Source organism: Aquimarina latercula DSM 2041, assembly GCF_000430645.1.
In the GTDB taxonomy this organism is placed as follows: Bacteria; Bacteroidota; Bacteroidia; order Flavobacteriales; family Flavobacteriaceae; genus Aquimarina; species Aquimarina latercula.
The window spans coordinates 449,272-473,054 of sequence record NZ_AUMK01000004.1 but is presented as its reverse complement, the minus strand read 5'-3'; the positions used below and the strand labels follow the sequence as shown (position 1 = coordinate 473,054).

The following is a 23,783-nucleotide window of genomic DNA, read 5'->3' as shown; positions in this document are numbered from 1 at the left end:
TTTTTTCTCTTTTTAAGAGTATGTTTTATATCGTTTCCGTTATGATTTGTTTTTAAATTCGCTAATCATATTATATAGTCGAATTAATTCTTCTTTAGTTATTATTCTTTTTCTACTAAGTTCCTCAAAGTATGTAAACAATGCCTTGGTATCTTCAAAATCATTATTACTTCTTGCAGAAATGTCTAACAAAGTTTTTTCATCCAAAGTATTTGTAGGTATTCTTAGATCATGATGAACATAATCTAAGAAAAGAAGATTTTGTTTTTCTACAATTTCTTTATGCTTTTCCTTCTCAAAATACATTGCACTAATCGTTCTAGTAAAAGCTAATGTTTGATTTTTTAGAGGTGTTATAATCGGGATACTTCTTTGTTTTCTTTTTCCTTCAAAAATCACAAAAAGTAACACTCCAATCAGTAAGATGTAATAAGCCCATTTTAAGTATCTATTTTGTAATAAGAAAAACAAAGGAGAGCTATAGAATGTTTTTCCTGATTTGTAATGATTGTCCCAAAGAATATTTTTTTTAAAGTCAATATAGCTCAATAAATTTTGGGTATATTCATAATTGTTATCAGTTAACATAAAGTAGTTTCCGAAAGCTTCTGGAAAAGAGTGTAGTAGTATCTCACCTTGACCAAAAGGTTGCTTAATATAGTTCAGCTTAGGGTTTTTAATTTGTAATGTGTCATTGTATAATTGAGTAAGTCCAAGAACCGTAGTGCTTGTAGTATCTATCTCACTAAAATATGGATTGTAGGTGTCGCGATCATAATGATATGGTTTTTCTACTTTTAAGTTCTTATTTACTAGTTCGACCATCGGTTGCGTAGAAATATCATCTAAGGATACTAGGTTATCTAATTCAATAGATAGTGTATCTAATAATTTACTACTAATAGATTTTGAAGATACAAATAGCGTATTTCCTTTTTCTACCCAGTTTAGTATTCGATCCAATTCAGCGCTATCAAAATCTATAGAACCATTTACAAAAAAGTATGTTCCACTAATCGTATCATTGTCTAATAAGAATTCATAAGGCGGTTTATTAATATCTTTTAATGTACTCTTATCAAAAGTTTCTTTAATCATATTGTAAGAAACGAAGGTGCCTAGCGGAATTTTATCTGTTTTAGCATAGCTAGGAAACCAATTAATGGGTTCTGGTTCACTTGCTTCTAAAAAGGTAAGAAGACCTATTAAGGCAATAATTACAATAATGAATATTTTAGTCTTTTTAGTTAGCAAATTAGGATCTTATACTATTAGTAATCGATTTAAATTTTTGTTCTGCTTGTTCAAACGATGTTTGGTTAATATCAAAACTTCCGTACCAAATAAAGTCATATAGTCTTGTGATATTCTGAAATTTATTTTTTAATGAATTATCAGTTAGTTCCTTTAAATAATCAGTATTCGTTTTTTGAGACTCCCAGTTTATGAATTCGTTTTCGGATAATTGTTTAAGTACAGATAAATAATAATACCGGATAGCCAATCTATAGTTATTAGCTTTCAAAGCTTGTTGGATTAATTGTTCTATATTTTGGTTTTGGATGATATCTTCATCCTCTGTAAGTATGATTTGAGGGGCTTCTTGTTTTTCAAAAAGCATATCTCTTGGGTTTACTCTCATAAATAGCCATCCTAATAAAAACAATACACCTATAATGACTAAATAAGGTAAAAGTTTGAATAAAACAGCCCAGAAACCAGTTACTTCTCCTACACCGAATACCCATTGTAGAAATCGACTCCATAGTTGTCCTACCCAGCGTTTAAATTGTGTCCAAATATTATCGGGTTCTTCATACTCGGTGTAGTTAAAATCTTCTTCATTGCGATACTCTTTAATTTTATCGGAACTAAACTCTCTAATTTCTTTACTAGAGTCTAAATCGTATACGATTTCTTCAGATTGTTTTACAGATATACTGTCCTGAATCTTAGCAGAAATAGAAAAAGGTATAATTATAATTAAAAGAAGAAAGTAGCTTAGTTGTTTCAAATTATTCGGTTTTACCTAAAGAATCAATTTGTTCTAATGTTCCCGTGTGATGTTTTCTTTCATTTAGATTAAAGTAAATGAAAGCAGTGGAAATTGCTGTAAAGAGATAGATAATAATATATTGAAGAACAGAAGCTATCGTATTTAGTAGAATGAAAACCCAATCAAACATACTGGATGGATCAGAAAAACTACCTTCTGATGCAGCAGTAAAGGTTTTAAAAAATGTGTACATAATTGCAGGAATAGAAAATACCATACTTATCACATAAGATAATAATCCAATAACAAGAAGTGTTGCGAATGTTATCCACCATTCATTTTTCACTAATTCGAAACTCTCACTGATCGTATCGAAGACTGCAGATTTTCTAAAAACCAAAATAGGAAAAATAAGACTTAAAGGCACATACAAGTATATTCCTGGAATAACACATAGCATGAATCCTACTACTAGCATAATACTAGAAAGAATTGAAAGCCCTATGATACTTCCTAAATCTTTTTTTACTCCATTGATAACCGATTGTTGTAATACTACCCCTTGATTATCCGAGTATTCTTTTATGTAATGTAGAACGGTACCAAAAACTAATCCGTAAAAGATTAAAATACTTATTATCATCACAAATGCTGATATCAAAAAAGAGCCAGAATTAAACATGTTTAAATTACCAGCGCCTCCACCAAGAGCAAAAGGATCCATAAAATTAGAAGTTGCATGGGTGTAATATGCAATAGATAAAAGAAGGATAACCAAAACGATTCCAGTTGTCTTAAATAAGACCGTAAATAAAGGTTTAAAATTAGTTCTTAAAAACACAAAAACATCTGTAAGAATATCGCCTAATTCTCTTTTCTTTTTAAATTCAATGTAATTATTATTCATCTGTAGAAATTGATTTTTTATATAATTGTCTTGGGTATATTACGTAATAGAATAAAATTAATGATAAAGATAAAGCAATAATAAAAATCGCCAACCAATCTGGCATTTCGGTATGTCGAGTTACAAAACCTTCTAAAAAACCTGCGATAATAAAAAACGGAACTGTACTAATTACAATTTTTAACCCTGCTTTAATACCTCTTACAAAAGAGGTTAATCTGGTATAGGTTTTTGGGAATAAAATAGAATTACCGATTACCAACCCTGCACATCCTGCTATAATAATAACAGAAATCTCAATAGTACCGTGTATCCAAATGGTGCGTGCACTCTCCCAAAGAAGTCCTTTTTCATAGAAAAAGTATTGAAAAGAGCCTAACATAATGAAGTTTTGCATCAACATGTAGATCGTTCCAATTCCTAAAAGAATACCAAGTATAAAACAGTTTAGAGCTACTCTTATGTTATTTATGGTGATACCTAGGAACATATCGGTTTCTTCCATTTTTTTATACACAGCCATTGGATCGCCATTTTCAATATTCTCTAGGGTCATATTTACATAACCATCACCTAATATTGATCTTACAAATGCCCCATCAGTTGCAGAAGAATAGACTCCTATAGCAGTAAAAAGCCCCGAAATCAAAAAGGCAATAAGCAGTTGTCGTTGGTATTTATAAAACTCCAAAGGGAACTCTTTAACCCAAAAAGAATAAAATCGATTCTTTTTTTCTTTTTTAGTTTTATAAATTTTTTGATGAGCGTTAGAAGCTAATCCGTTTAAGTAGTTAAATGTCTGACTTTTAGGATAAAAGGTTCCTGCGTAACTTAAGTGATCCGTGATCTCAATATATAAACTAGAGAGTTCATCTGGAGTAATTTGCGCATTATTAAGCAGAACACTTTCAAATTTTAACCATTTATCTTTATTTTGCTTCACAAAAGCCGCCTCACGCATGGATCAAAAATTAGGAGCTTCAAAGAAACATAATTAATGGATAATTTTCAAATAGAAACAGCTCAAAATGTGAGTATACAGCAAAATACTGCTGGAATAGGGGAACGAATCTTAGCATATTTAGTAGACTTGTTGATAATCATCGCGTATTTTATTGTTGTAATTTTAATTGTAGCAGCTTTGGATTTGGGAATGGCTGATGAGTGGGCATTCTGGATGGTAATAGGTTTACCTCCCTTTCTTTACTTTTTATTATGGGAAACTTTTTGGGATGGGAGAACTCCCGGAAAAGCAACAATGAAGATACGAGTTGTAAGATTAGACGGATCTCGACCTGCTTTTTCTGGATATTTAATAAGATGGTTACTTAGATTGATTGATATTACATTAGCGTCAGGAGGAATTGCGGTAGTTGCAATATTATTTAAAGGAACTGGCCAGAGACTAGGAGATATGGCGGCAGGAACAACAGTAATTAGTGAAAAACAAAAGGTAAGATTTCATCAAACTATTTTAGTAGATATTCCAGATGATTATAAACCTGTGTATCCACAAGTAACGGTGTTTGACGATAGTGAGATGCGTAAAATTAAAGGCATCTACCAAGATGCAAAAAGAAATGGAAATCATAATGTTATTTTGCAATTATCTAACAAAGTGAGTAGCATTATGCAGGTTACACCGCAAGAAAAACCAATACAGTTTTTATCTAAAGTATTAGAGGATTATAATTATTATACGCAGAAATAGAACTGAAGTATCAATCTATTTTTTTAGGGTAACAAATTTTTATGATGATTGATATATTGATATAAATCATAAAATCAAATATCATGAAAGCAAAGAGTTTTAAACACTTAGAATTGCGTAAAGAAACTATTTCAAAGCTAAAAGGAGGGTTGGCACATCCTATGGGGCCATATAAGGAGCGTGTAAAACACGCAGTAGGTACTCGTAATACTTGTCAGTGCGAAACAATAGCCGATCCTTGCTAAACTATTAATGATGGCTGTCTATAAGATGATATATTTTTTAGACAGCTATTTATCTAATTACTTCTGCCTTGATAAATATGTTTTCTTTAGGCCATTCACTGCCATCAACAGGAACATTAGAGATTTCATCAGCCACGCTCATACCTTTTATAACTTTCCCAAAGATTGTATGTTCTCCATTTAGATGAGGAGCTCCTTCTTTAGCGATTACAATAAAAAACTCATAAGGTGTAGAGCGATTAGAAGGATTGTTTACCCATTGCTTGGATAAAGCCACTGATCCTCTGTTATGTTTAAGACCTTTTATTGGTTCTTGAGGTAATGTATAATCTCCAATATCATGACGCTTTTGAGCCATTTGAGTACGGTCACTATTTCCACCCTGAATAACAAAACCTTTGGCAACACGATAAAAGAAAGTCTCATCAAAATATTTTTGTTTAACTAGATAAATAAAGTTAGCACGATGCATAGGGGATTCTTTATAAAGTTTAATATCAATATCTCCAAATTTGGTGCTAATACGAACAAGAGTTTCTGGGTTTTCTTTACCATATTGTAATAAAAACTCTTTCATGTTAGTATTGGTCAGTTTAAATGGCTCTTTATCTATAGTTTTGGAAATATTGTTTTTTTCTTTTTTTGTAGTTTTTAGTAAATCTTTCTGATTCATAGTGTTTTGCTCAGAATTGTCTTTTTCATTTTTTACAACTGTCTGTTTAGTTTTTTTAGATTGTGTATCTTCACAACTATAGAATATAAAAAGACTAACGAAACCAAATACTAAAATCAATCGGGTTAATGACATTCGAAACATTTAAAAAATTAATACCAAAAATACAGAAAATGTCGGTGCCTGGAGAATCTTCTCATTTTATTATGGCTCCAGAAATTAGAAAACAGGAGCTTTATAAAATTAAGATAGAGGAGAAAAATCCTAGAGATGCAGCCGTTATGATGCTCTTTTATCCTAAAGGGAATATTACACATTTAGCATTAATTTTACGACCAACGTATGAAGGAGTACATTCGGGACAGGTAGCATTACCTGGTGGTAAGGTAGAAGAATATGATAAAAATTATGAAGAAGCTGCGTTACGTGAGACTAGAGAAGAAATAGGGGTAAATTCTGATGTAATCAAGGTATTGAAACAATTAACCAAAGTGTATATACCTCCATCTAATTTTTGGGTGCATCCATTCATGGGAGTTTCTAATGGATTACCTAATTTCGTAAAACAAGAAGAAGAAGTAGCAGAGATAATAGAAGTACCTATATCCCAATTGTTAGATGAAAGCAATGTAATTTCTAAAAAATTGTCTACTTCTTATGCAGAAAATATCGAAGTACCTTCCTTTGAATTAAATGGTTACATCGTTTGGGGTGCCACGGCTATGATGCTTAGTGAACTTAAAATGTTTATAAAATCTGCGTTAGAGGGATGATTTTGTATATTTGGCTCCCATTTTCTTCTTAATATTTAGAAGAATTTAACTGAATTGTTATCTATTATTTAATTAATTGTATTTAGTTTTAAGTATAACTAACTAATAATCAGAAGTGATAATTTTTTTGCTTGAAAATAATAGATGCTAATAAACTAAAATTATTTATGGGATTATTTAAAAGAAATCCTTTTGGACATATATTATTCCTAAAAAAATGGCTTATTAGAATTATGGGATCTATGACGCATCGTCGTTATAGAGGCTTTAATGAGTTACAAATAGAAGGAAGTGAGATTTTTAAAGAGCTTCCTGATAATAATGTATTATTTGTTTCTAACCATCAGACTTATTTCGCTGATGTGGTTGCCATGTTTCATGTTTTTAATGCTAGTTTAAGTGGTCGTACAGATTCAATAAAAAATATTGGATATTTATGGAAACCTAAACTTAATCTTTATTATGTAGCCGCTAAGGAAACCATGAATGCCGGTTTACTTGCAAGGATATTAGCATATGCAGGTGCTATTACGGTAGAAAGAACTTGGAGGGAAAAAGGCCAGGATGTCAATCGCCAGGTAAAGATGAGTGATATTACTAATATCAAAAGAGCCTTAGAAGATGGATGGGTGATTACATTTCCGCAGGGAACTACTAAACCATTTAAACCAATTCGTAAAGGGACTGCACATATTATTAGGCAATATAAGCCTATAGTAATTCCAATAGTAATTGATGGTTTTAGAAGATCATTTGATAAAAAAGGTATTAGAATCAAAAAAAGAGGAATTCTTCAGTCAATGGTTATTAAAGAACCATTAAAATTTGACTACGAAAATGATACTGTAGACGATATAGTTAGCAAATTAGAATTTGCTATTGAACAACATTCCTCTTTTCTTAAAGTAATTCCACAAGAAGAGCTAGATGCAGAAGAAGAATTGAACAAGAAAAGACAATGGGAATATTAGAATATTTTAATATTTCCGATTTATTGAATGTTCAGAATCAATAACTAAAGTGCCAAAATTGGTTGAGACTATAGCTGCTTTCATTTTTATTTAAAGTGTAAGTTCTAAATCTCCTGATACTAAGCTTACGTGACAACAATCAGTACTTACTGTGTAGTCACTACTAATAACTTGCTGATCATTAATAAATCCTCTAAACTGAATTTGTTGCTCTTGATTTACTCCGAGCACATCATCTTCGATTAATAGGTATTGTCCAAGTTGCAATTCTTGTTCGGCTGGGGACAATGAAACGGTAATATTTTCTCCATTCTCTAGATTAATCACTTCATAGGAGTCTAAAATAACGGGCTTTTGATCCTGATCAGTTATTGATACCGAAATTCTAATCAGTACTAATGTACAGATAGCATCTTCACAATTATTAGTGTCATCACAAGATATCTGTGCACTTGTAAATAATAAAGATATTAGGATAACGATTAATTTGAATGGTTTGTTCATTGTCTTTTGCTTTTTTATAAGATGTGAAAAATTGAAATGGTTGCGCAAAATTATAGAACTACTTAGAACTTTAATATTTAAAGAGGGTTGCCTATACCTGATTGTATTAAAATCTTTTTTATTCTAGTATTAGTATGTTTTGAAGATGAATTGATAGTGACTTATGTTAGCTAGCTAACATTCCTAAGAAAACTTATTTGTTAAAGATATCTAACATAAATGTTAATGTTATTTTAAAAACTATAGGTTTTACAATTCCTGTGTAAATATTTTATTTTTAATTAAATATTTGATTTTTAATGTTTTACGATTTTTGTTGTTACCTTTTTATTTTCTTTTTATGTTCGATAGACTCTTTTAGACTTGTAAGTACAGAAAGTATAAAGCGTACCAAATATCAGTCAAGAAACTTAAAAATTAAAATACTTCATTTCTTGATTTTGCATTGTATTCGGCCGAATAAAAGTGTGTAAAAGCAATTAATCATTGTCTTGTTTTATGAAAAGGCAATGTGCAAAGTTTGACGTAAACATAAACTCAAAACTCAAAAAAAGAAACAAAATGAAAAATCTAAAATTTAGCTTATATATACTATTGGCCTCAACATTAATATTCACTTCGTGTAACGATGATGATAATTTCGTTCCAGATGGAGGAGAAGAAACTAATAATTTTGTAGGAGCGGTATACGCAATGACAAATGGTGAAGGACAGGTAGATGGGGTAGAGCAGGGACCTAATACCATTGTAACTTATGGTAGAAATGTAGATGGGACACTTACGCCGATAGGACCCGTTGCTACAGGAGGAAATGGTGGTGATTTTGATGGAGGAGAAGGATTAGATCCTTTAATCTCAGCATATGCAATTACCAAAACAAGAGATAATGCATTTGTTTTAGCAGTAAATGCAGGTAGTAATACAATTTCTGCATTGCCAGTAAACGATGATTTCTCTTTAGGAAATCCTGTCCTTCAGACAACTTCTGCCCAAGGTCCAAATAGTATAGATTCTTATCCTGCTCCAGAAAGTATGACAGGAGTAAATAGTTTGGTTTTAGTAACCAATATTACGCGCTCAGAGTTTTTGGATGGAGGAGAGCCAATGCATAGAGGTACTTTAGATTCTTTTTGGTTATTAGATGACGGAACTTTTCAATCTGCTGGAGCTTCTGTTAATCTAGATAACAGACCGTCTTGTGTGTATATTGCTCCTGGTGGAGCGTATGCGATCGTTGCTTCTATTAATGCAGGAGCTGCTGGTTTAGATGTAGGTGCTACAGATAATTTAGGAACAGGAAGTACTGCAGTGGGTAATCAAGACGAAGTAGTTTTATTTGGTATTAATGGAGGTTCACTTACTAGATTAGATGGTGCTACTTCTACTTTACGAGGAAATGCAGAGCAAAGGAACCTTCCTTCGGCAATTGGATCTCAAATTGTTAGAGGAACAGATGGAGAATTATATGCAGTTGTTACTGAGGCTAGAGAATTTCAATATAATGGAGCACCGCCAGCATTTCCAGCTTTACAAGATGGTTCTGTTTCTACGTGGAGAATTGATGGAGATCAACTTGTAGATGTTAACTTAGATGTTAGATCAGGTGAAGGAAACACAGGAAGAACCGCTTGTTGGTTAGATTTTACGTCAGATGAAAATACATTTTTTGTATCAAATGCTATAGAAGCTGGATTGGCATCCTTTAGCTTTAATAATGGTGTAGTAACCTTGTTAGATCAAACAGCTGCTCAAGGTGTGGGAGCTACAGGTAATACTACAGATCCAGGAGCTGCATTCGGAACTACAGAAGGATGGATTGATATGTGGATTTCTGATGATGGAGCTTTCTTATACCAGTTATATGGATTAGATGGTACTATTGGAATCTTTGGGGTTAATGGACAAACACTTAGCCCAATAGGTGAAGAGTCAGGGAATCTTCCAGATACAAATACACAAGGAATTGTAGCGATATAGAAGAATAATTGTAGTTTTATTTATTATTATTTTCCCAAAAAGCCTGGAAGTCATGTAACTCCAGGCTTTTTTATTACAACTTATAAATATTTATAATATTTACATGATTTGACAATATCCCCAATGACAGAAGAATTTTTCATATTCGAATCCTGGAATTCCATTTAGAGCGCTACAATCTGAATGACTACGACATTGCATGCCTGTGTTACCTCCATTAATAGTTTTTTGCTCTTTTTTGTTTAAAACCTGAGCTCCTTTTAGTTGCATTAATTTTTTCATTTTGTTAGAAATTAAGTGATTTTAGTTTAATAGCAAACATTTTAAGACAGTTGCAGTTTTCTGTCTATTCTCGATTAGAATTTATGAACTTTTCATCTCCCTTATTTTAAAGGAGATATAAAGTGTTTAGGTAAATGAACATATAGAGAGAGTGATAATGTTTCCGTTGATGATTTTCTCTACTCCACAACTTCCAGAACAACAATCACTATCATCTATACATCTTCTTGCTATGTTCTGACAACCATATGTACCTCCTTGAATTGATTTTTGACGCTCTTTTTTAAGAATAGTAACTCCGTTTAAGTTTAAGATTTTGTGAATCATTTTGCGTTATTTTTAAATTAGAAATACGATAAAAAAATCCCGAGAAGAACTCTCGGGAGAAATAATATTTAATCAATTTGCTCAAAACAATGTCCGAAAGAACAACTTCCACTACAAAGTCTAAGACATAGATCTCCGTAATACGTTCCGGCTTTAATCGTTTGTTGTTCTTTTTTGTTCAATTGAGATACTCCTTTTAAGTTTAAAAGATTATTAAGCATAATGATTTGTTTTTAACTACCTACTCTATATTAAGGTTTTCGGTTGCCCCTTGATCAAAATGTACGGTTATCTGTATTTTGATGCTGATACTAAAGTAAACTGTGATCAGAGGAATTAAAAAAGAAGGTTGACCATTTTAAACAAAATAGTCACAAAAAAACCCTGCATATTAGCAGGGTGATTAGTGTACAAAAAAAAGTAATACTATTTAATACCTAAAGCGCAAATATTCCAAGGTTCTCCATCTAAATTGATAATGTCTGTTGGTAACGTAGTTCCACTAGATCCTCCTTCTATTTTTCGCATTGTATCTATGTTAATCCTTGCTATTGTTAACTTTTTTAGTTTGATTTTTCGTGTTCCGTCTTTTTCCATTTTATGATTATTTAATTGTTAGTTAAGTCTTTTTTCAGTTTCCTGAGAATGACTTGCAATAAAAAATGTATTTCATAGAAATATATTTGATTTCAAGGATTTGTAATAATAACACATGGCTAAATTGTTTAAAATAGCCATAGGTTATACCTCAATTTCCGATGCTTCAAATTGCTTATCAAGACTTTTGATATAATAAGACGGATTGATACCTGTTTTTGCTTTAAAATGCTTTACTAACGAATAACTACTCTTGTATCCAATCTCTGTAGCGATGGATTGAATGGCATATGATCGAAACTTTTTATCATCCTTTAATCTGTTGAGTACATACTCAATTCTAAGGTCATTGATATACTCTGTAAAGTTTTTTTCTTTGTGTGTGTTGATTGTTTTGGATAAATAAGTAGCATTGGTTTTCAGCTTTTTTGCCATGGATCGGAGATTGCAGTCCGATCTTAGAAAATACTCCTGCATTTCTAGTTTTTCTAATCCTTTGATGATTTCATTGACCTTCTGATCATCAATAGTGATTTCTTTTTTTAATTCTTCCTTATGAATTGGATTTTGTTTGCTAGCTTCTAAAGTATCGATTTCTTGTATTAACTTGTGAAACATCGTTTTGTTGGATCGTTGCTTTCTAAAATATAAGAAGACACTAAAAATTAATGCTATTGCGGTACCTAAAAGAATCCAGAATATTCGATTTTTTGCTTGCCTCTCTTCTGTTTGTTTTGCTTCTAAGGTTATTATTTCTTGTTCAAGTTTATTAGTTTCTTTTTGATGAATGATATCCACCGTTTGGTCTTTATCTTTTAGATAGTATTCATTTAATGCGGTATATTTAGTATTCCAAAGCATTGCCTGCTTATAGTCGGCCTTTTGGTTGTAACAGTTTACTAATAATAAATGTGATCTGATTGCAGGAGGTTTAAACTTATCACTTTCTTCAAAACAATTTATACTATTTAGTAATACACTAATTGCTTTATCATAGGACTGTTTTTGATAATAACAATTCGCAATAAAATAATTAGCTCTAATAGTTGGATAAGACTTGTTGTTAATTTGTTTATTATTAAGTATTTCTTTTGCTTCAAACAAATATTCTAAAGATTTGTTATACTCCTTTTGGTAATAGAAGACCATCCCTTTCTTGATTAAAAGGTCTACATACAATTCATCTAGTTTAAGAGATTTACTCATCTCGACACCTTGTTTGGCATAGTGTAATACGGAGTCATATTGCTCTGCATCTAGATATATATCACTAAGAGTAGTTAAGAATCTAACATGATTTTCTTTATTATGGTAGGTGGTACTTGGGATAGTTTTTAGAGAACGCAGTGCAATTTTTTTTGCTTTGGTATTTTGATTCATTCTTGAAAGAACAATAATAAGCCCAGAATTGACTATGATCTCATTTTTTACATTCCTTGTTTTTTCAATAATATCGAGGGCATTATAGTAATTTTCTAAAGCTTCTTTATTTTTTCCATTCCTACAATATATATGCCCTTTCATTATATGAGAGATGCATATTAGTGAAGCATTGTTCAATTTTTTTGCTGTAGTTTCTAGCTTGTTATAGGTTGCGATGCTTTTTTCATATTCTTCTGTCTTGTAGAATATCATTCCTTGTTTTTCCAACTCCTTAAGATCATTGGTGTCATATTCTTGAGCAGAAATATTGAATGAATTTAGCCAGATAAAAAACAAAGAAAAAATAAGGTACTTACCTAATAAAGGGTTACTGTGAGTTGTCATTCTGATAGATGTGTATGTCTAAAAGTAAGCAATACTTTTGTTTTCTAGAATATTATCTATCATTGAGAGTTAAACAAAGCAGATTTATATTATCCTAATTTCAAAAATGAAGGTTATTTTTTACTTACTCCAACCAATCCTTAAAATCTTTTACACGTTCACGTGCTACAATGATTTCTTGCTCACTAAAATGATTCAACTTGATTTGCAATCTAGAATTGGTATAAGAGATAATGTCTTTTATCGCATTTATATTTACATAGAATTTGCGATTCACTCTATAAAATTGTTGTGGGTTCAATTCATCTTCTAGAGATTCTAACGTAGTATCGATAAGATAGTTTCTGTTTTCTTTAGTATGAAGGTATGTTCCTTTGTTTTCTGAATAAAAACATTCAATATCCTCTACAGAAAAGATTTTAAGATGCTGACCGACGCGAGCAGTAAAACGTTTTTTATATACTCGATCTATTGGGTTGACTAGCAATTTCTTAATGTCTTCAAAATCTACTTGGATAGATTGACCTGGTGATACCTGATCCTTGTACTTTTTTACAGCAGCTTCTAATTCTTCATCATCAATTGGCTTTAGTAGGTAATCGATGCTATTTAACTTAAAGGCTTTTAATGCATATTCATCATAGGCAGTTGTAAAAATAATCGAGCTTTTAATTGTAATAGCGTCAAAAATCTCGAACGATAACCCATCACTTAATTGGATATCTAAAAATATCAAATCAGGATGTTCATTATTACTAAACCATTCAATAGATTCACTTACAGAATGAAGCATTGTATCGATCTTAATATCTAGATCATCTAGCATGCGCCCTAATCTCCTAGCAGCTGGTTTTTCGTCTTCGATTATTATTACATTCATAGTTTGGTTATAATTACTTTTTTATTTGTACTTCTTTTCCAGCTTTCCACATAGAAGCTATAGTATTTATATGTTTAATATCTTCTATTGGGTTTTTATCTAATAATAAAAGATCTGCAATATACCCTTCTTTTACATATCCTATTTTTCCTAATTCGAATTTATCCGCTGGTAAGGAGGTAGCTCCTTTTAGAACTTCTTTATTTGGAATACCTGCTTCTGACATCAGGATTAGCTCTTTATAAAGATCGGTTCCATAGTTAATATCTACATTTGGAGGATCGGTTCCTGCTAAAATAGGAATTCCTGCATCGTATAATCGTTTTACTTCTTTTTTTAAAAATGCTTCCAATTGTTCAATTTCTTCTGCGGTTTTTTTTCTTCGTTTCTTTTGGACTTCTATTGATACAAGAAGTGTTGGGATCACAAAAAAATCTTTTTCTTTTGCTAATTGTTGTAATTGCTCTTCTGGCATTGGAGTATCTCTCCAGATATGTACCAATCCATCGGCATTATTAGTTAGCACTTGATATCCGTCATTCATTTTAGAAACATGCACTACTACCTTTTTTTTGTTTTTATGACCTTCATCAATAATCGCTTTAACGGTTTCGTGCGATAATGTAGGTTTCCATGGTTCAACGATTATTTTAATGTGGTCTACACCTGCTTTTACTCTATCAGCTATATATTTAATTGCATCCTCTGGTCTAGTTAGGGTAGGAACAGGGAAACCATATTGTGTGCCGTGTCCTTCTGGAGCGGTAGCAGCATATCCAGCTACAAAAAAACGAGCATAATTTGTAGAATCTCTATAGGTCTTCATCATTCCTTGGTATGGCTCAACACCATGCATATCCAATAGATTAAATACACCAGCTCCTACCGCTTGTTGTAAAATAGGAACTCCCCAAGCGTGTACGTGGCAATTAGTCATTGCAGGCATTAAAAATTTACCATTTCCATCAATAACAGTAGTCTTGTGATTTATTGATTTGGCAACTTTAGAGATAGTTCCATTTTCTACAAGAATGGATGTTTTTGGGATCACTTTATCACCATCAAAAATAGTTACATCTCTAATGATAAAAGATTCTTGAGCATTAAGTAAACCTATAAAAAATATAATAATAAGATGGATGAGTGTTTTCATTTTTACCTACTTTAATTTCATTATCAAAATTGGATTATATAAACAATATAGAAAGAGCATAATTTACTCCCAAAGTTGCTTTTCTTTATCTTCTTCATCCATGTATTTTCTGATTCTACGTTCTTCCCAATCTTTATCAAACATAGGATTAATTCTATATGCTTTAACAGCGTGGAAAGCTAAACCGATTCCCCAACCAAATGCAGCCCATAAGAACCAGGCATAACGCCATTCATTTTGATAGTAATTTAGACCAGCTAAGAAACCTATAACAATAACATAGGAAAATAGGTTATTGTAAAATTTCTTTAATTCGTCTACTCGTTCTTTTGCGCGTTCGTATCTTTTTTGTTCTTCGAAATCTTTCATGATGATTAGTTTTTTAGTGTTAGTTTTGATTGATGTTATGATACATCTGGTGTATCTTCTTCGTCCATTAGTTCCTTGATTTTTCGTTCTTCCCAGTTCTTTCCAAAAATAAAATTACGTTTAAAGACTTTTAATCCGTGAAACAATAACCCTATTCCCCAAAGTGCAGGAGTAATGTATAAGTGCCATTGTGACCAGCTTTTAAATCCTTGATTGTCCGAATTAGTGTTGATGATTAATATAACTATGTTAATAACAATATAAAACGTTAGGTGTGTATAAAAACCTCGTTCATCATCCACTCTTTTTTTAGCTAGTTCATATCTGTCTTTTTCTTCATAGTCTTGCATAATGAATAGTTTTAGATTGTTGTTGTTTTTTGATTAATGATTTTGATCACTATAGATAATCTATAGTGTTATCTTCATTCATTAGTTCTTTGATTTTTCGTTTTTCCCATTGTTTACTGAAAATTATGTTAGGATTAAAAACCTTCACCCAGTGAAAGAATAAACCAATTCCCCAGAAAAATGGAGTAATGTATAAATTCCAATTTAGCCAATTATTAAATCCTTCATCTATGAAATCTGAGTTGATCAGAAGTAGAAAAACATTTACAATTACATACGCTGTAAAATGGCTATAAAAACCTTTTTCTTCTTGGACTCTCTTTTTTGCTCTTCTATATTTTGTTTGTCGTTCTAAGTTTTCCATGTTATATTTTTTTTGAATTAGTTATTTTCTTGCATTAGTTCTTCAATCTTTTTTTCTTCCCATTTCTTGCTTAAAAAAGATGGTTTTGATGCTTTTCTTAATACATCTTTATTTCCAAAAACCCATAGCCCGTGTCCAAGTAAGAATATTCCCCAAATGATAGGAGAACTAATTAGGTTTAAAAATAAATATCCGTCATATATATGGTGTTTTAGTTGTAAAATTATATAAGTAATCACCATATTAATTACTATATACAAGGCAAGGTGTGTAAAAAAAGATCGTTCGTCTTGAACTCTCTTTTTTGCTTTAGAATATCTTTTATGTAATTCAGAATTTTCCATTTGTTTAGATGTCATTCTTCTTGTTCATAAATTCTTCAATCTTTTGTTCTTCCCATTCTTTACCAAAGATGGATTTACTAAATAATTTTCCTAATCCATTTTTTCCTCTGAATGTCCATAATCCGTGTGCCAGTAAACCAATTCCCCATAATATCGGAGCACTAAATAGATTCCATGGCAGGTAATTGTCATAATTTTCACTATTTACATAATCTCCAATTTTTATTTTAAAAATTATGATTATTATATTCATTACCACATACACTGCGACGTGTGAAAAAAAACTTCGTTCCTCCTTGACCCTTTTTCTAGCACTGTTATATGCTTTTCTTTTATCATTATCATTCATAATTTCTTCGATTAGATTCGTCCATATATTTTCTAATTTTTTTCTTCTCCCAATCTTTACCAAATATTGGATGATGGTCAAAAGCCTCTGCATAATGGAAAAGTAATCCTAATCCCCATCCGGCCATCGGAAAAATAAACCAAGGAAGGCCAAAACCAGTAGTTCTGTAATTAATGAATATTAAAAAAGGAATTACGATGCAATATGCTGTTAGACTTCCGTAGAATTCTTTCATTTTTTTAACTCTGTCTTTCGCTCTTTTATATTTTAAATCTTTAACGATTTCTATATTCTGTGATGCTGTCATATCGATTGATGTTATTTTTTTTGTTAATATTGGAAGCTTTGCAATGAAAGCCGTTTCTGTCTTGAATACCGAAAACTCTCTTTTAGTTAGTAATCCGTATCGTTGTTGCACATTTCCTAAACCTACTCCGCTACTTTGCTTTATAACTTCTTTAGGTTGTAAGTTGTTTTCTACAATTAGAAAACCATCGTCCTCATAAATTTTTATATGTAGAGGTCTATCTGGCATAACTACATTATGTTTGATCGTATTTTCTAATAAAATCTGTAATGATAGTGGTACTACCTTTGCTTCAGAATTACCTGCAGATTCTAGCATTTCAAAAATGATACTATCCTCAAACCTTAATTTTAGTAAGGTCATATATGTTTTTGCAAATTTTAATTCTTCATCTACAGTTACTAGTTCTTTATCTTTTTGTTCTAAAACATATCGATACACCTTAGATAAGGAAGTGGTAAACTTCTGAGCCATTCTTGGGTTTTCATCTATCAAAGATGTTAGCACATTTAAACTGTTGAATAAAAAATGCGGATCAAGCTGATTTTTTAGTGCATCAAACTTTGCTGACGCTGTTCCTGCGATTATTTTTTGTTCAGTTACCTTTTTTTCTTGTAGTGCTTTGTAGAAATACATTGCATGAAAGAATAAGGAAATTACTGTAGTAAATAATAAAGGGAAAATATAATCTTTAAATGATTGGTCAGCTAAAAACTCCTCGACAGTTTGTCTTTCTAGAATAATAACCGCTGCTATAAATTCACAAATTGCAAACCCTATCATAGTGATAATAATGGAACCTCCTGCACCAATTACTATTCTTTTAACTCCTTTATTTTTCCATTCGAATTTATAATTGATGAATCGAAAATATAATGTGTTTATATAGCATAAAAAGAAACTATACATAAAGTTAATTCCAAACCAAGAGACCGTAAAAACTTCTTCGAATTTAAAACCATTAGTTAATAAATTTAATACAGCAACTACTAATGAAATTACTAGAGAAACAATTGCAATAAACTTTATGTCTTTTCGGGTATTCATATATGCTAAATATTGTTTTGTTTATGACTTACAATTTTCTTGTATTCTTGCTATCTGATCTTTTCCCCAACTTGGATAAAAAGGTATGGCAGAAGACGTCGTATCAAAGTACAAGATAGCTTTTTCTATCTCAGAACAAAAGGCTTTTGGGTCTTTACCCCAGAATTTTGCTGCTCCCATTTGCCATTCTGCGTGATATAATATTGCTCTTGGGTTTTCAGGTTCAATAATCTTTGCTTTTTGATATAATTCTTCCACTTTAGCAGAATGTGTCATTCCATATTTTGCTCCATCATATACCACATATGCAGTATTTAACATTGCTTCCATAATTAGGATTTCTGCGTTATTCTTAGAAAAAGTTTTGGCTTGATTAAGGTAATCTTGGGCTTTTGTAAGACGAGATTCTACTTCTTCTGCATTTTTAGTTCCAAACGTCTTTACAATATGGATCTGAGCAGCATAGTAAAATGGAAGCCAGTTGTCTTTTTCTGCTTTACCAATTCTTTCGAATAAATTGGCAGCTTCATCATTTTTTTGTTGTCCCCAAAGTTCAAAAGCTTTTCCCATTCCTTTTTCGTAGGCCGATTGAGCAGTGGTAGTTGTAATTGTAAAAATGCTAAGTATAATAATTAATGTTTTCATAGTATTGGTTGTTTTACATTGTAAAGATCCTTTAATAAGGTGTGTTTTGGAATTAAATAATACCGAACTGTAGTTTTTTTGAGATGAATTGTATTACAGATTATCCAATTGATTATCGTTTTTATTATCACTGATTGTCCAAAAGAAACCGACTATAAAGAAACGATCAGCAGTTGGTCTAATAGCACGTCTAGCAAAATCACCATTAATGTTAGGAGTATTGGCGTATTGATAGTTAAATACATTGTCAAAACCTAGTACATTAGATACTGATACAAATAAAATCTTTTGTTGACTAATTAGATAAGCCCAACTCATATTTAAAGAATTAAATGTTCTTGTCTTTTCACCTAAAAAGTTAATAGTATTTGGATCTGTGTATGGACGTCCAGAAGCAAAATTATAGGTAGCACTGATTAAAGATTTCCAATCTTTAGCCCAATATTTTCCAACTACAGATAGATTATGTTTTGCGGCAAAATTTGGAGTAGCACGTTCTGGGTAATTTCTATAATTTCTCTTTGTATCCAAATAGGAGTAACTCGCCCAATATTCGAAATTCTTAATAGATTTATTGTCTCTCCAATAAAGGTCTAATCCAGCTGCATATCCATCTCCATTGTTGTTGTAAAAACTATCAAATTCTGGTAAGTCAGTATCGAATTTGACTAAACTGTTGTAGCTTTTATAATACCCTTCTGCCCGTAATGTTCTTCCATCATTTTGGTATAAGTAGTTAAGAATATAATGTGATGACTTTTCTGGGCCTAATGCACTATTATATTTAAGCACATCTTGCTGAGGTGTTTGATAAAAATCTCCATATGCTAAAGAAATTTGAGATTTATCTGCAATTTTATACGCTAAAGAAGCCCTAGGAGATATCTTTGTAACATCAAGTAAAGCATTGTGAGTAGCTCGTAATCCAACTTGCATTGCTAATTTTTTATTGAAAAATACATTAGCTTCAGAAAAAGCAGCAGTACTGTTATTTCTAAAACTACTCCGAAAATTCCCAAAGGATTGAGCATTTGCTTCTTCTTTAAAATTACCTAAGAATTGTTCTGCTCCAAAACTTAGTTTAAATCGGTTGCTAAATCTTTTTCTTAGTTTTATTTTGAGATGTGCACTATTGTCATCATTATCAACATTAGTTTCTTCAATTTTTATGTCATTGTGGTCATTTGCAAAACTTGCTCCAGTAGCTAATGTCCAATCATTTCTTAGATCACCTTTATAAGAGGCATTTAGATATAGATTTCTATTAGTAAGTCCAAAGTTTATTCCTGCAGGTCTGTTAATATCTTCCTGAATTAATTGGAAATCAGCATAATTTAAGCCTCCATATAATTTGAATAAACCATTATTAAATTGATGTCTATAAACAGCTTCACCGGACAGTGACTCGAAAGGTTTAATCCAATCTACACGTTGAGAAATGATTTCCTGATATGGTTTTAGATTAAGGTAAAATGCGTTGATACTTAAGGAATTTTTCTCCCATTTTTGTGTGTTTCCTACACCAAGACCTACAGTTATAAAAGATAAATCTGTTTTTTCTTGTTCTGGTTCATTAATGGTATTTAAAAGTAATACACTAGATAAAGCATCTCCATATTCTGCAGAATACCCACCTGTAGAAAAGTTGGTGCCTTTAAATAGAAAAGGAGAGAAACGACCACGAGTAGGAATGTTATTAGCTGTTGCTGAAAAAGGTTGAAAGACTCTTAAACCATCAATGTAAACATTAGCTTCATTAGCATCACCACCTCTTACAAATAGTCGACCATCTTCTGCCACAGTAGATGTTCCTGGTAAGGTTTGGAAGGCACCAATATAATCTCCGGCTGCTCCTGCGGTAGTAACAATATCCAAGGGAGTCAATACTGATGCTTTACTATTGTCTCCTGCAGAAAAAGTACCTGCGTTAAGAATAACGCTTCCTAAAGAATTTACATCTTCTTTTAGTACTATTTTTAGATCTTTCATTTTGTTTACAGAGGCATTGAACACATATGTTTCGAAAGAAAGAAAAGAGACAACCAACATTTGTTCTCCCGTTTCTGAGGTGGTAAAAGTAAATGTACCATCATCCGCTGATGATGCTCCATCGTAGGTGCCTTCTAAATAAATATTAGCCCCAGGAATAGGAGCGCCAGATGGTTCTGTAACGGTTCCTGAAATGGTAGTTTGCGCATGTAAAAATGATATGGTGAGTAATAAAATTATGGTTAGTAATGATTTCATCTGTTCTTTTGTTGTTTTTAATTGATACCCCAAAATTGAAGCAAAAAAGCAGATGATAAAATTGAATATAACTCAACTGTCGAAATAATAGGATGGAATGTTGTTTGCGGGAAAAATGATAATAATAAAATAAACTAAGAAATTAGTTGAATCATTCAACTAATTTCTTAGTTTTGCTTTTTGTACACAAATATCTTTATGAAAATTACACTTCTATTATCAATTTTTCTATTTATGTGTGTAGGGAATTATGCGCAAGAATTTACCGTTTTCTATAACGAAGTCAGAAAAGCGAATTATAGGCAGTTAAGATCTTCTATGTTAGATATTATTCCAAGGACAGAGGATGATATGTCCTTGATAAGAGATAAAGCCAAAGACCATAGTAATGAATTGAAAAGTTATCAATACAATAGTGTACTAAGAATAGATGGTAGTAAGTCAATCTATTATCCTGTAGAACGACAATATAATGACACAATAAATAATTCAGTTACTTATGGGAAAGGAGGTAAGCGAGTTTTTATAAGTAGAGAAACATCAGAAAAAGAGTATAAAGTTGTGTATGTCAACAAGCGTAAAAAGAAAAAATCAAGTGTTGAATATGCGTATGGAAAAGAATATTTAATTGAAGAAAAGTTATCTAAATTAAATTGGAAAAAAACCAATGAAACCAAAAAAATGTTTGGGTATACTTGTAAAAAAGCATTATTGTTTAAATCGTTAAAAAAAGAATTTACCGGATCTTACGGGGTATATACTACTAAAAACCAAAAACCTGTAGAAGTATGGTATACAGAAGATATAGATAGTTCATTTGGTCCAGCTGGATATTGGGGCTTACCGGGATTAATAGTAAAAGTGGTGGAGGACGATGCAGTTATCGTTATAGATAGAATACTTTATACACTAGATGGCTTTAAAGTAAAACCACCGAATACAGGAGAAAAAATTACTAGAGAAGAATTAGAAGATATTCCAATGTTACTTTTTAATGAACATTGATGAATTGTTAAAATATAAAATAGATGTTACAGGTGATTTATAAGTATTAAAGGGTAACATTTTTAAAGAATATAACACTTAGGTATATACTATAGTTTATAATATAAATTAGAAACTGATGAAAACTAAACTACTCATAATCGTTTTCTTTATTTCCTTTTCAGGAAAAAGTCAGGAGATTACTGTGTTTTATAAAGAGAAAAGAAAACCTGCTCAGATTTCGAGGCGTCATGCACCGATGGATACAGAACACTTTAAAGTTTATATGGATGAAATAAAAAGAATCAAAGCTGCTAGTATTGCTGACAAGGATAAAGATTCTACTGATATATTTCGTCAAATGATACAGGAGCAAGCAGATAAAATGTCTGCTCACTCTATGAAAATTTTTAAAGAAACTAAGAAGAAATCTTTGGATATTCCAGCATATGATTTCGTTACTGTTTTAAAAATCAAGAATGAAAATTCATTGTACTATCCACAAGATAAAGTTAGTAATGATACTGTATCCTATACCAGAACAAATAAAACAGGCCGTGAATTTGTGGATGAACGGGTCAATTATAATAATTCAGAAATTATTTATATAAATCATAAAAAAGATCAAAAAATTAGTTCACTAAAGATTTATGAGTTTGATCAAAGAAATAGACAGTTTTTGATAGAGGAAAAGTTAATGGATTTACAGTGGATACTAACAAAAGAGACCAAAAAAGTTGATCAATATGTATGTTATAAAGCTGTACTAAACAACTCTGATAAAAGGGTAGAAGCTTGGTACACTAAAGAGATTATAGCTAATCATGGTCCAAAAGGATATTATGGATTACCTGGACTTATTCTAGAATTAAAAGAAGGAAAGAAAACAGTCCGTTTTCACAAAATTCATTTACTTTCTTCGGATACTATGGATATTAAACCACCAACCGAAGGAGAAAAAATTACTAGAGAAGAACTTAAAGATTTACCTTCTAAGTTGTTTAATGAATATTAAATAGATGCTATGGTTGTATTTTCTTTGAATTTAAGAACGCATCTTACTTTATCATAATCATAAAAAGAAAATCATTACAGCTTTGGGAGAAAAAATTGATTAATTGATCTCTAAGCCCATCAAAAATAAAAAAATGAAAAAACTATTATTGCTAATCATTGTTTTATTCTCTATTACTATGCGATCTCAGCAGATGACTGTGTTTTATAAAGAGAAACGTATACCGTCTCAGGTGAATACCAGATATGATCATTCTGGTGAGAAAGAAATTGAATTGCTTGCTATTGAGATAATACAATTAAAAGCCACAATGAAAGCAGAAAAAAATAAAGACTCTATTCAAGTATATGAGCAAAGAATACAAGATCTTTTATCGAAATTAAAGGTCCATACTGTGAGAAATAAACAAAAATCATTAAAAATACCCAAGTACGATTATATTACCGTATTGAAATTAGAGAACAAAAAGACATTGTATTATCCACAAAATAAGGCGGGTAATGATACAGTTTCACAGGAAGGAACTAATGAAAAAGGAGATAATTTTAAAAATGTACGAATTAACTATTATGACTGTGAAGTAATTTACATAGATCAATCACAAAATAAGAAAACAAGCTATATAAAAGTACATGAGTTTGATTTTAGAGGAAGAGAATTTTTGATTGAAGAGGTATTGGATAAGCAAGAATGGATACTAACAAAAGAGACCAAAAAGATTGATCAATATGTATGTTATAAAGCTGTACTAAACAACTCTGATAAAAGGGTAGAGGCTTGGTATACTAAAGAGATTATAGCTAATCATGGTCCAAAAGGATATTATGGATTACCTGGACTTATTCTAGAATTAAAAGAAGGAAAGAAAACAGTCCGTTTTCACAAAATTCATTTACTTTCTTCGGATACTATAGATATTAAACCACCAACCGAAGGAGAAAAAATTACTAGAGAAGAACTTAAAGATTTACCTTCTAAGCTATTTAATCAATATTAGAA

General features: G+C 31.3%; 29 protein-coding genes. 8 read left to right on the top strand and 21 right to left on the bottom strand.

What is annotated here, in order from left to right; all coding sequences use genetic code 11:
• Positions 1–39 precede the first annotated feature (39 nt).
• Genes H526_RS0106150 through H526_RS0106135 form a run of 4 tightly spaced genes read right to left on the bottom strand, consistent with a single transcriptional unit; the run spans position 40 to position 3,864 of the window.
• Positions 40–1,254: a DUF4350 domain-containing protein gene (locus tag H526_RS0106150; protein WP_027392186.1), complete on the bottom strand. Its 1,215-nt coding sequence runs from the start codon at positions 1,252–1,254 to the stop codon at positions 40–42.
• Between the two features lies 1 nt (position 1,255).
• The gene (locus tag H526_RS0106145) at positions 1,256–2,014 is read right to left on the bottom strand and encodes a DUF4129 domain-containing protein (protein ID WP_027392185.1); all 759 of its coding nucleotides are present in this window, start codon (positions 2,012–2,014) and stop codon (positions 1,256–1,258) included.
• 1 nt (position 2,015) lies between these two features.
• On the bottom strand, positions 2,016–2,903 hold the full coding sequence (locus H526_RS0106140; RefSeq protein WP_027392184.1) for a YciC family protein: 888 nt from the start codon (positions 2,901–2,903) through the stop codon (positions 2,016–2,018).
• Entirely contained in the window at positions 2,896–3,864 is a 969-nt protein-coding gene (locus tag H526_RS0106135) for a stage II sporulation protein M (RefSeq protein WP_027392183.1), read from the bottom strand. Before H526_RS0106135 ends, H526_RS0106140 begins: the two co-directional genes overlap by 8 nt.
• Positions 3,865–3,900: 36 nt before the next feature.
• On the opposite strand from H526_RS0106135, the gene H526_RS0106130 reads away from it, so the two are divergent.
• Complete coding sequence (locus tag H526_RS0106130) at positions 3,901–4,614, top strand: RDD family protein (RefSeq protein ID WP_027392182.1); 714 nt, start codon at positions 3,901–3,903, stop codon at positions 4,612–4,614.
• Positions 4,615–4,697: 83 nt separating this feature from the next.
• Complete coding sequence (locus tag H526_RS31695; RefSeq protein WP_155839632.1) at positions 4,698–4,859, top strand: hypothetical protein; 162 nt, start codon at positions 4,698–4,700, stop codon at positions 4,857–4,859.
• A 49-nt stretch (positions 4,860–4,908) separates the two neighbouring features.
• Here H526_RS31695 and H526_RS0106120 read toward each other — a convergent pair whose 3' ends face one another.
• Positions 4,909–5,667, bottom strand: coding sequence for a peptidylprolyl isomerase (locus tag H526_RS0106120; protein WP_051336010.1), 759 nt, complete (start codon positions 5,665–5,667; stop codon positions 4,909–4,911).
• On the opposite strand from H526_RS0106120, the gene H526_RS0106115 reads away from it, so the two are divergent.
• Together H526_RS0106115 and H526_RS0106110 are read left to right on the top strand one after the other, a co-directional pair.
• On the top strand, positions 5,661–6,305 hold the full coding sequence (locus tag H526_RS0106115) for an NUDIX hydrolase (RefSeq protein ID WP_027392180.1): 645 nt from the start codon (positions 5,661–5,663) through the stop codon (positions 6,303–6,305). The two genes, H526_RS0106120 and H526_RS0106115, sit on opposite strands and share 7 nt — an antisense overlap.
• Positions 6,306–6,472: 167 nt before the next feature.
• On the top strand, positions 6,473–7,276 hold the full coding sequence (locus H526_RS0106110) for a lysophospholipid acyltransferase family protein (RefSeq protein ID WP_027392179.1): 804 nt from the start codon (positions 6,473–6,475) through the stop codon (positions 7,274–7,276).
• A gap of 90 nt (positions 7,277–7,366) precedes the next feature.
• Here H526_RS0106110 and H526_RS0106105 read toward each other — a convergent pair whose 3' ends face one another.
• A complete protein-coding gene (locus tag H526_RS0106105) occupies positions 7,367–7,780 on the bottom strand; it encodes a hypothetical protein (protein WP_027392178.1) in 414 nt (137 codons plus the stop codon).
• A gap of 561 nt (positions 7,781–8,341) precedes the next feature.
• On the opposite strand from H526_RS0106105, the gene H526_RS0106100 reads away from it, so the two are divergent.
• Complete coding sequence (locus tag H526_RS0106100; protein WP_035084600.1) at positions 8,342–9,757, top strand: lactonase family protein; 1,416 nt, start codon at positions 8,342–8,344, stop codon at positions 9,755–9,757.
• Between the two features lie 99 nt (positions 9,758–9,856).
• Here the strand turns inward: H526_RS0106100 and H526_RS0106095 are convergent, their stop codons facing one another.
• The 15 genes from H526_RS0106095 to H526_RS0106030 all read right to left on the bottom strand — a co-directional run bounded on the left by H526_RS0106095 (position 9,857) and on the right by H526_RS0106030 (position 20,785).
• Positions 9,857–10,039, bottom strand: coding sequence for a hypothetical protein (locus H526_RS0106095; protein WP_027392176.1), 183 nt, complete (start codon positions 10,037–10,039; stop codon positions 9,857–9,859).
• 126 nt (positions 10,040–10,165) lie between these two features.
• A complete protein-coding gene (locus H526_RS0106090) occupies positions 10,166–10,366 on the bottom strand; it encodes a hypothetical protein (protein ID WP_027392175.1) in 201 nt (66 codons plus the stop codon).
• 68 nt (positions 10,367–10,434) lie between these two features.
• Positions 10,435–10,587, bottom strand: coding sequence for a hypothetical protein (locus H526_RS31690; RefSeq protein WP_155839631.1), 153 nt, complete (start codon positions 10,585–10,587; stop codon positions 10,435–10,437).
• A gap of 205 nt (positions 10,588–10,792) precedes the next feature.
• Complete coding sequence (locus H526_RS31685; protein WP_155839630.1) at positions 10,793–10,963, bottom strand: hypothetical protein; 171 nt, start codon at positions 10,961–10,963, stop codon at positions 10,793–10,795.
• Positions 10,964–11,107: 144 nt separating this feature from the next.
• Complete coding sequence (locus tag H526_RS0106080; RefSeq protein ID WP_027392174.1) at positions 11,108–12,730, bottom strand: AraC family transcriptional regulator; 1,623 nt, start codon at positions 12,728–12,730, stop codon at positions 11,108–11,110.
• A gap of 124 nt (positions 12,731–12,854) precedes the next feature.
• Positions 12,855–13,610 carry a LytR/AlgR family response regulator transcription factor gene (locus H526_RS0106075; RefSeq protein WP_027392173.1) on the bottom strand — a complete coding sequence of 252 codons (756 nt, stop codon included), beginning with the start codon at positions 13,608–13,610 and terminating at the stop codon, positions 12,855–12,857.
• A gap of 13 nt (positions 13,611–13,623) precedes the next feature.
• A complete protein-coding gene (locus H526_RS0106070; protein WP_027392172.1) occupies positions 13,624–14,763 on the bottom strand; it encodes an amidohydrolase family protein in 1,140 nt (379 codons plus the stop codon).
• Positions 14,764–14,826: 63 nt separating this feature from the next.
• A complete protein-coding gene (locus tag H526_RS0106065; protein WP_035084596.1) occupies positions 14,827–15,132 on the bottom strand; it encodes a 2TM domain-containing protein in 306 nt (101 codons plus the stop codon).
• Positions 15,133–15,167: 35 nt separating this feature from the next.
• Complete coding sequence (locus tag H526_RS0106060; RefSeq protein WP_035084593.1) at positions 15,168–15,482, bottom strand: 2TM domain-containing protein; 315 nt, start codon at positions 15,480–15,482, stop codon at positions 15,168–15,170.
• Between the two features lie 49 nt (positions 15,483–15,531).
• Positions 15,532–15,846 (bottom strand): 2TM domain-containing protein, encoded by a 315-nt coding sequence (locus H526_RS0106055; RefSeq protein WP_027392169.1) that lies wholly within the window; start codon positions 15,844–15,846, stop codon positions 15,532–15,534.
• 17 nt (positions 15,847–15,863) lie between these two features.
• Positions 15,864–16,205 carry a 2TM domain-containing protein gene (locus H526_RS0106050; RefSeq protein WP_027392168.1) on the bottom strand — a complete coding sequence of 114 codons (342 nt, stop codon included), beginning with the start codon at positions 16,203–16,205 and terminating at the stop codon, positions 15,864–15,866.
• Entirely contained in the window at positions 16,195–16,539 is a 345-nt protein-coding gene (locus H526_RS0106045; RefSeq protein ID WP_035084590.1) for a 2TM domain-containing protein, read from the bottom strand. The genes H526_RS0106050 and H526_RS0106045 overlap by 11 nt, the downstream gene beginning before the upstream one ends.
• Positions 16,532–17,893, bottom strand: coding sequence for a 2TM domain-containing protein (locus H526_RS0106040; RefSeq protein WP_035084588.1), 1,362 nt, complete (start codon positions 17,891–17,893; stop codon positions 16,532–16,534). The genes H526_RS0106045 and H526_RS0106040 overlap by 8 nt, the downstream gene beginning before the upstream one ends.
• 21 nt (positions 17,894–17,914) lie before the next feature.
• Positions 17,915–18,538, bottom strand: coding sequence for a hypothetical protein (locus H526_RS0106035; RefSeq protein ID WP_027392165.1), 624 nt, complete (start codon positions 18,536–18,538; stop codon positions 17,915–17,917).
• 93 nt (positions 18,539–18,631) lie between these two features.
• Positions 18,632–20,785 carry a TonB-dependent receptor gene (locus tag H526_RS0106030; RefSeq protein WP_027392164.1) on the bottom strand — a complete coding sequence of 718 codons (2,154 nt, stop codon included), beginning with the start codon at positions 20,783–20,785 and terminating at the stop codon, positions 18,632–18,634.
• A gap of 198 nt (positions 20,786–20,983) precedes the next feature.
• Here H526_RS0106030 and H526_RS0106025 point away from each other — a divergent pair, with 198 nt between their 5' ends.
• From H526_RS0106025 to H526_RS30660, 3 genes are all read left to right on the top strand, one after another.
• On the top strand, positions 20,984–21,790 hold the full coding sequence (locus H526_RS0106025) for a GLPGLI family protein (RefSeq protein ID WP_081415561.1): 807 nt from the start codon (positions 20,984–20,986) through the stop codon (positions 21,788–21,790).
• Positions 21,791–21,908: 118 nt separating this feature from the next.
• On the top strand, positions 21,909–22,784 hold the full coding sequence (locus H526_RS30665) for a GLPGLI family protein (RefSeq protein ID WP_027392162.1): 876 nt from the start codon (positions 21,909–21,911) through the stop codon (positions 22,782–22,784).
• Positions 22,785–22,917: 133 nt separating this feature from the next.
• Positions 22,918–23,781, top strand: coding sequence for a GLPGLI family protein (locus tag H526_RS30660; protein ID WP_051336009.1), 864 nt, complete (start codon positions 22,918–22,920; stop codon positions 23,779–23,781).
• The last annotated feature ends 2 nt before the right edge of the window (positions 23,782–23,783 follow it).